The sequence below is a fragment of the Sphingomonas sp. genome (assembly GCF_039594485.1).
Lineage (GTDB): Bacteria > Pseudomonadota > Alphaproteobacteria > Sphingomonadales > Sphingomonadaceae > Sphingomonas.
This window is the reverse complement of record NZ_JBCNNI010000075.1, coordinates 1-4747: the sequence shown is the minus strand read 5'-3', so window position 1 is coordinate 4747 and position 4747 is coordinate 1. Positions and strand designations below refer to the sequence as shown.

General features: G+C 64.7%; 4 protein-coding genes and 2 pseudogenes. 3 read left to right on the top strand and 3 right to left on the bottom strand.

Annotated features, from left to right (window positions below):
- Window positions 1–806, top strand: a pseudogene (locus ABDV78_RS19415) (DNA-directed RNA polymerase subunit beta'); the annotation flags it as partial.
- 281 nt (window positions 807–1087) lie between these two features.
- Window positions 1088–1267 (top strand): hypothetical protein, encoded by a 180-nt coding sequence (locus tag ABDV78_RS19410; protein WP_343529086.1) that lies wholly within the window; start codon window positions 1088–1090, stop codon window positions 1265–1267.
- A gap of 252 nt (window positions 1268–1519) precedes the next feature.
- Here ABDV78_RS19410 and ABDV78_RS19405 read toward each other — a convergent pair whose 3' ends face one another.
- Window positions 1520–2149, bottom strand: coding sequence for a LysE family translocator (locus ABDV78_RS19405; RefSeq protein ID WP_343529085.1), 630 nt, complete (start codon window positions 2147–2149; stop codon window positions 1520–1522).
- A 176-nt stretch (window positions 2150–2325) separates the two neighbouring features.
- Here ABDV78_RS19405 and ABDV78_RS19400 point away from each other — a divergent pair, with 176 nt between their 5' ends.
- Window positions 2326–4071 (top strand): hypothetical protein, encoded by a 1746-nt coding sequence (locus tag ABDV78_RS19400; protein ID WP_343529084.1) that lies wholly within the window; start codon window positions 2326–2328, stop codon window positions 4069–4071.
- Between the two features lie 111 nt (window positions 4072–4182).
- Here ABDV78_RS19400 and rplL read toward each other — a convergent pair whose 3' ends face one another.
- The gene (gene rplL, locus ABDV78_RS19395; protein WP_076711360.1) at window positions 4183–4557 is read right to left on the bottom strand and encodes a 50S ribosomal protein L7/L12; all 375 of its coding nucleotides are present in this window, start codon (window positions 4555–4557) and stop codon (window positions 4183–4185) included.
- 73 nt (window positions 4558–4630) lie between these two features.
- Window positions 4631–4747: pseudogene (locus ABDV78_RS19390) on the bottom strand (50S ribosomal protein L10); the annotation flags it as partial.

The window sequence follows — 4747 nt, the reverse complement described above, 5'->3', positions numbered from 1 at the left end:
CGAAGCGCAAGATCGGCATCCAGCCCGAGGATGGCGGCGAGGTCGTCGAGTATCTGGTGCCCAAGTCGAAGGTGATCGACGTTCAGGAAGGCGACTACGTCAAGCGTGGCGACAACCTGATCGGCGGTTCGCCTGATCCGCACGACATTCTGGAAACGATGGGCGTGGAACCGCTGGCCGAATATCTGGTCAGCGAAATCCAGGAAGTTTACCGTCTCCAGGGCGTGAAGATCAACGACAAGCACATCGAGACGATCGTTCGTCAGATGCTGCAGAAGGTCGAGATCACCGACGGCGGCGACACCACGCTGCTGAAGGGCGAGCAGGTCGATCGCGAGGAAATGGACGCGATCAACGACAAGCTCGAACCGAACCAGGTCCGTGCACAGGGCAAGCCCGTCCTGCTCGGCATCACCAAGGCGAGCTTGCAGACCCGCAGCTTCATCTCGGCGGCGTCGTTCCAGGAAACCACCCGCGTCCTCACCGAGGCGGCGGTCCAGGGCAAGCAGGACACGCTGATGGGCCTGAAGGAGAATGTCATCGTCGGCCGCCTGATCCCGGCGGGTACCGGCGCGGGCATGAACCGTCTGCGCGTGGCGGCCTCCAGCCGCGACGCCGCGCTCCGCGCGCAGCAGCGCAAGCTGGCCGAGGCGATCATCGCACCGGTCAGCGCCGCCGAAGAGCGGGCCGCCGAGCAGGCGCGTTCGGCGCGTGACGCGGGCGGCACCGGCAACGATCCGCTGGCCGAGGTCGCACCCTCGGGCCACGGCACGGACGCCGATGCCGGTGAGTATCTGAACGACTGATCCGATCATCGGACCCAGTCGACGGATTGAGTCTCAAGGAACCGCCGTCCGGGTGACCGGGCGGCGGTTTTTTGTGCGATGCCTTGCTCTTTGATGAGGACGTCGCCCATCGCGTCGGGCCGCGAAGGGTTGCGACGAAAATGACGGATTTGCGCCGAATGGAGCGTGTTTCAGAACCCGAAACGGGAACCGAAGCGCCCTCCCAACCATATACGAACATTGGAGAAGATCCTGGACGCGCGCGGGTTGTTGGCGCGCCGATGGGACCCCGGAGACCTGAAATGACGTCCCCCGAGATTGACGAAGACTATTTCTACCAGCGTGCCGAAACCGAACTTGAACTGGCCCAGAAGGCGACCCATCCCGCGGCAGTGCGGGCGCATTACATCATCGCCAACCACTATCTCGATCGCGTCTATAGCCAGCCCGGCGAGGGGGGTGTGATCGAAGCGGCTGAGTAAGGCGGCAAACAGACTCTGCGCGCCGGAATTCCTCCGACGGGCAGGGGGCACGCAAAGCATGGTGGAGGGGTATCCAAAGTCGAGAAGGAGCCCCTTTCCATCGGGTCGGGACACCCCTCCGTCAGGCTTTCAGCCTGCCACCTCTCCTTGCGCGGGAGAAGTGGAGGGCAGGATCAGGCTGAATGCCGATCGGGCTCAAAACCACGGCCGCGTCCCAGACCCCCTCGTCTTGGGCGCAGGGGAATTCCGACGTCAGGCGGGCTTGGCTTTGAGCAGGAGTGCGCCGAAACCGCAGAAGATGACGCCGGTGACGCGGTTGAAGATGCGCTTGATCGAGGGACGCGCCAGATAGCGGGACAGCGAATGCCCGCCAGCGGCGTAGACGATGTACCAGCCGCACTCGACCGCCGCGAAGCTTGCGACCAGGATCGCAAATTGCGGGGCCTGCGGCGCTGCCGGATTGACGAACTGCGGCAGGAAGGCGGCCGCGAACAGGATCAGCTTGGGATTGCTGATGCCAATGGCGAATCCCCCGCGAAACAGCGCGGTCTGAGACCATGTGCGCGGCAGCTCGCCGTCACCGACATCGACCGGAGCCACCTCGCTCCGCCAGGCCTTGACCCCCAGATAGAGGAGATAGGCCGCGCCGATATAGCGCAACACCTCGAAAGCGCCGGGCAGCGCCATCAGCAACGTCGTCAACCCTGCGGCCGAGGCGGAAAGGACCGCCACCACCGCCATCAGGCACCCGGCCATGGCGGCGAAGCTCCGCTTCATCCCCATCTCCACGCTGCGGGAAAGGATGTGCAGCATGTTGGGACCGGGCGTGCCCGATAGCAGGAAGACCGCCGCGAGAAAGAGCCACCACGTATGAAGCGTCACGATCCTTGCCTTTCTCTGGTCGCGCAGCGCCGTTCCCCTGCCACACGCGCACCCTATCAGATATAGGAAAAGCTTCGCCAGATCGGATGTCGCCGCAATCGGGGGATAGGCGTGTCTATGATATGAAGCAGAAGGACGGGCTCGACAGGGCGCGGGCGCGACCATAGGCGGCGGATATGATCCCGACCCCCGTTCGTGCTGTGCCGCTCGCTCCGATCAAGGTCGGGAAGTCCGCGTTGCTTTCGGACATGTCGCTCTTCGCGATCACCTATGCCGTGGCGATGCTGATCGTCTTTCGCGTGCCGATCGCCAGCGGCTTCGATCTGGGGTTCGGTGAACGGGGGGATGCGCTGATCGAGATGACCATTCTCGAACATTGGCGCAACGTCCTGCATGGTGTTTCGCCCTGGCATGGCGGTTTCTACTTCCACCCATATGGCGGCACGCTGGGCTATAATGACGGCTATTTCCTTTACGGCCTGTCCTGGTCCTTCTGGCGACTGTTCGCCGATCCCTTTCATGCCGACACGCTGAACATCTGGACGTTCAAGACGATCGGCTTCGTCGCGGCCTATGCCCTGGTCGCGCGGACGCTGGCATGGGGGCGCGGGGCGGCGTTGCTGGTCGCATTGCTCTGGACGATCGCCAGCAACATCCATCTGCAAGCCGTCCATGCCCAGTTGCAGAGCGTCGCGCTGTTGCCGGTGGCGATGATGCTGGCGATCGGGTGCGTCCGTGCCGAAGGGGAGGGGCGGCCTGTCGCCGCACGGGTTCGTGCGGTGATGCTGGCGGCGTTGATGGCGGCGTGGCTGATGACGTCCTATTACATGGCCTGGTTCACCATCTTTTCCGCCTGTCTGTTCGTCCTGTGCTGGAGCGTGCTCGGCGGCCACGCCTCGCCCGCTGCCTTGTGGCGTCTGGCCCGGCGTCATGGCGGCACGCTCGCCTGGGGCGGCGGGGCTTTTGTCCTGATGATCCTGCCCTTCCTGTGGCTCTATCTGCCCAAGATGCGAGAGACGGGGGGCGAGGGCTATTATGAGATGCTCGGCTATCTGGTGACGCCGGGGGTCGACATGATCAATGTCGGTGCGGGCAATTATCTGTGGGGTTGGTTGTTCCGGCCGTTGCTGGCCCTGGTCCATGCCGTGCTGCCCGGCGATCCCGCGCTGCCGGGACGGGTGCTGGGCGGCGAGCATGAGGCGGGCTTTCCGCCGATCTTCTGCGCCTTGGTGATCGCGGGCGCGTGGCGGATCGTGGTGCGCGATCGGATGGGGACGCAAAGCCCGCCGGTCGCATGGCGGGCCTTTGCCCTGGCGATGATGCTCGCCTGGGCGCTGACCCTGCAATTCTGGGTGGTGTCGCCCTGGAACCTGGTCTTCTGGCTGGTGCCGGGGGCCAAGGGGATGCGGGTGGTGTCGCGCTATCAGCTTTGGCTGACCCTGCCGTTCCTGCTGATCGCGGTGGCGGCGTGGCGCGAGCGGGGGGCGGCCCTGGCCCGGACGCGACCCGGCTGGGCGGCAGCGATCGTCGCGTTGCTGGTCGCCGAGAATCTGAGCGCCGAGACGCCCGCCCAACTCAGCCGCAGCGTGCAGCGCAGCGCACTGGATGCCATCCCCGCACCCCCGGCCGACTGCGCGGTCGTCTATGTCGTCGCCAGCCGCGTAGGGGAGCCGACCTATATCAACGAAGAGTTGGACGCGCTTTATCCGCACAATGTCGATGCGATGTTCCTCGCCGAGCAATGGCGCGTGCCGACGGTCAACGGCTTTTCGACTTTCAACCCGCCCGACTGGCGGTTCGCCGATCCGCTGGCGGCGGATTATGACGCGCGGGCGATGGTCTATATCCGGCGGCATCGGCTGCGCCATGTGTGTCGGCTGGATATGCGACAGACGTCGCCCTGGACGCTCGTCACCGGCTGAGGATCATTCCGCCATGCGCCGCGCATAAGAAAAGGGCGACCCCCGCAGAGGGGCCGCCCTTTCTTCAGCTCGCCAAGCGAACGGGTGCGGAGGTTGCCCTCCGCAGTCCGATTACTTGAGCTCGACGGTCGCGCCGGCTTCCTCGAGCTGCTTCTTGATCTTCTCGGCCTCGTCCTTGGCAATGCCTTCCTTGACGGGCTTCGGAGCGCCTTCGACCAGCGCCTTGGCTTCGGTCAGGCCCAGGCCGGTGATCGCACGGACTTCCTTGATGACGTTGATCTTCTTGCCACCGTCGCCGGTGAGGATCACGTCGAATTCGGTCTTCTCTTCAGCGGCCGGAGCGGCAGCGCCGCCAGCGGCCGGCGCAGCGGCAACAGCCGCAGCGGCCGAGACGCCCCACTTCTCTTCGAGCAGCTTCGAAAGCTCAGCGGCTTCGAGGACGGTCAGCTCGCTCAGCTGGTCAACCAGCGCGTTCAGGTCTGCCATGTTCTTATCTCCAATACGGGCCGTCTAAAATGGCCCGAGTGTGTCAGTTCAAATCGTCGTATACGCCCGAAGATCAGGCGGCTTCCTTGTCCTTGTCGGCATAAGCCGCGAGGACGCGGGCGATCTGCGCCGCGGGAGCCTGGGTGATGGTGGCCAGCTTCGTGGCAGGCGCCACGATGAGACCAACCAG

Coding starts and splice junctions, on each gene's coding strand:
- ABDV78_RS19410 (WP_343529086.1), top strand. CDS start 1,088: ATGACGTCCCCCGAGATTGACGAAGACTATTTCTACCAGCGTGCCGAA.
- ABDV78_RS19400 (WP_343529084.1), top strand. CDS start 2,326: ATGATCCCGACCCCCGTTCGTGCTGTGCCGCTCGCTCCGATCAAGGTC.
- rplL (WP_076711360.1), bottom strand. CDS start 4,557: ATGGCAGACCTGAACGCGCTGGTTGACCAGCTGAGCGAGCTGACCGTC.